The sequence below is a fragment of the Brevundimonas sp. genome (genome assembly GCF_031082345.1).
GTDB lineage: Bacteria > Pseudomonadota > Alphaproteobacteria > Caulobacterales > Caulobacteraceae > Brevundimonas.
In genome coordinates this window covers 1-1,935 of record NZ_JAVHLH010000369.1, presented here as the reverse complement: position 1 = coordinate 1,935, position 1,935 = coordinate 1, and the positions used below count along the sequence as shown (strand labels likewise).

Annotated in this window: 5 protein-coding genes and 1 pseudogene; 4 read left to right on the top strand and 2 right to left on the bottom strand. The window is 69.5% G+C overall.

Going from position 1 to position 1,935, the window contains the following annotated elements; genetic code table 11:
- Positions 1–68: 68 nt before the first annotated feature.
- Positions 69–137: pseudogene (locus RDU12_RS15905) on the top strand (bifunctional ornithine acetyltransferase/N-acetylglutamate synthase); the annotation flags it as partial.
- Positions 138–142: 5 nt separating this feature from the next.
- On the opposite strand, the gene RDU12_RS15400 reads toward RDU12_RS15905, so the two are convergent.
- Complete coding sequence (locus RDU12_RS15400; RefSeq protein ID WP_308685517.1) at positions 143–304, bottom strand: hypothetical protein; 162 nt, start codon at positions 302–304, stop codon at positions 143–145.
- A 37-nt stretch (positions 305–341) separates the two neighbouring features.
- Between RDU12_RS15400 and RDU12_RS15395 the strand changes: the two genes are divergently transcribed.
- The 3 genes from RDU12_RS15395 to RDU12_RS15385 are packed head-to-tail and all read left to right on the top strand — an operon-like array spanning position 342 to position 1,261.
- Positions 342–659, top strand: coding sequence for a type II toxin-antitoxin system RelE/ParE family toxin (locus RDU12_RS15395; RefSeq protein ID WP_300292639.1), 318 nt, complete (start codon positions 342–344; stop codon positions 657–659).
- Positions 656–1,060 carry a (deoxy)nucleoside triphosphate pyrophosphohydrolase gene (locus RDU12_RS15390; protein ID WP_300292637.1) on the top strand — a complete coding sequence of 135 codons (405 nt, stop codon included), beginning with the start codon at positions 656–658 and terminating at the stop codon, positions 1,058–1,060. Before RDU12_RS15395 ends, RDU12_RS15390 begins: the two co-directional genes overlap by 4 nt.
- A gap of 18 nt (positions 1,061–1,078) precedes the next feature.
- Entirely contained in the window at positions 1,079–1,261 is a 183-nt protein-coding gene (locus RDU12_RS15385) for a Flp family type IVb pilin (RefSeq protein ID WP_300292635.1), read from the top strand.
- A gap of 6 nt (positions 1,262–1,267) precedes the next feature.
- Here the strand turns inward: RDU12_RS15385 and RDU12_RS15380 are convergent.
- On the bottom strand, positions 1,268–1,935 hold a 668-nt coding region (locus tag RDU12_RS15380; RefSeq protein WP_308685512.1), incomplete at its 5' end, for a methyltransferase domain-containing protein.

The following is a 1,935-nucleotide window of genomic DNA, read 5'->3' as shown; positions in this document are numbered from 1 at the left end:
TGGTCAGGTCGCAGGTCCAGACGGTGGCCGAGGCGCGGCCCGAACCGACGTCGACGGTGATGTCGATCTCGGCCACCGTCTGGACCTGCGACCTGACCAAGCGCTACGTCGAGATCAACGGCGACTATCGCAGCTGAAAATGCTATTCTGGGATATGTCCCGCGACCTCGCCCGACCTGATGCGTGCCTGAGCGACGCCGAATTCGACGCCCTCGCGCGCGGCGAGCTGGCGCCGGGCGCATTGGACCGTCTGCGGGCGCAGGTCCAGGCCGTTCTGGATGATCCGGCGGACGGTGTCAGCCATGACGCTGTCTGGTCGCGTCTCGAACAGCGCATGAAGCGTGCCGCCCGCGCCGCTTGACCTGATCTACCGGCGCGAAGCGATCCGGGACCTGGACGATCTGTTCGACTTTATCGCTGCCGACCGCCCTCTGGCCGCCGAACGCTTCCTGCTGGAGATCAAGCGCTCCTGCGAAGGCCTGCGCTGGTTCCCGATGATCGGGCGCTGCCTCGACCCGGATGACGAGCGGGTCCGGGTTCTGACGGTGCGGCGTCGCGCGGCGATCAAATTCGTCGTCCATGAGGGCGCCGTGCATATCCTCGGAATCAGCTACTGGGGGCGGGACCTCGCCACCTTTTTCGCCGGACGACAGCCTTGACCCTCCCCACCGTCCTCGTCGTCGCCGTGGCCCTGATCGACGCCGACGGGCGGGTGCTGATCGCGCAGCGGCCCGAGGGCAAACAGCTGGCCGGGCTGTGGGAGTTTCCGGGTGGCAAGGTCGATCCGGGCGAGCGGCCCGAGGCCGCCTTGATCCGGGAACTGAAGGAAGAGCTGGACATCGACGTGAACGAGGCCTGCCTCGCGCCGTTCGTCTTCGCCAGCCACGCTTACGATTCATTTCATCTGTTGATGCCACTGTATCTGTGCCGACGCTGGTCGGGGGTGGTTCGGAACCGCGAACACGCGGCTCTGAAATGGGTGCGTCCGGCCCAGCTGGCCGATTATCCGATGCCTCCGGCCGACGAACCCCTGGTCGCCTGGTTGCGCGACTTGCTCTAGCCGCCGAAGGAGGGGGCCATGCGTGCACTGCTCTCCCGGTTCCTCACCGATGAACGCGGCGCGACCGCGCTGGAATACGGCCTGATCATCGCCCTGGTGTTTCTGGTGGCCCTGGCGGGCATCACCGCCTTCGCCAACGCCGGCACCGGCACGTTCAACGCGGCGATGGGCAAGCTGGCGGCCGCGATCGGCGCGAACTGACGGGCCTCAGCCCTCGTCGCCGGTCCATTCCCTGACGCCCAGCGCATCCGCCAGCCGCATCTTCGCCGACCCTCTCGGCAGGGGCTTCTGCTGACTCTCGTGCGGCGCCCAGCCCGCCAGATGGATAATCTCGAAGGTCGCGGGAATGCGTCCGTCGTCTTCGCCATATCGCTCGACGTAGAGCTCCGAGGCCCGCGCCAGCATGCCGCGCGTCATCGGCCGGATCGCGCCGGCCAGGGCGTTGGTCTCGCCCATGGCGCGCAGATCGCGGACGAGGGCGTAGAGATCGGGATAGCGCACGGTCAGACGGTCCACGTCGGAGACCGGCAGGGCCAGGCCGGCCCGCTGCAGCAGGGCGGCGCCGTCGAAGCCGTCGGCGAAGGGCGAGACCCGGGCCTGCGCTCCGCCGCGCACCTCCAGCTCGGCCTGGGTCAGGACCGCGCGCAGCTCCTTCAACGTCCCCGCCCCGAGCAGCGTCCCCAGAAACAGGCCGTCCGGCCGCAGGGCGCGGCGGAGCTGGGCCAGGGCGCCGGGCAGGTCGTTGGCCCAGTGCAGGCTCATCAGCGACACAATCAGGTCCTGCGACTGGTCCGGCAGGGCCAAGGGGGCCGCGCCGGGGGCCGCGCGGGCGGCCTCGTCTCCGGCGACGCGGACCGGGCCGACACGGCCCGCGG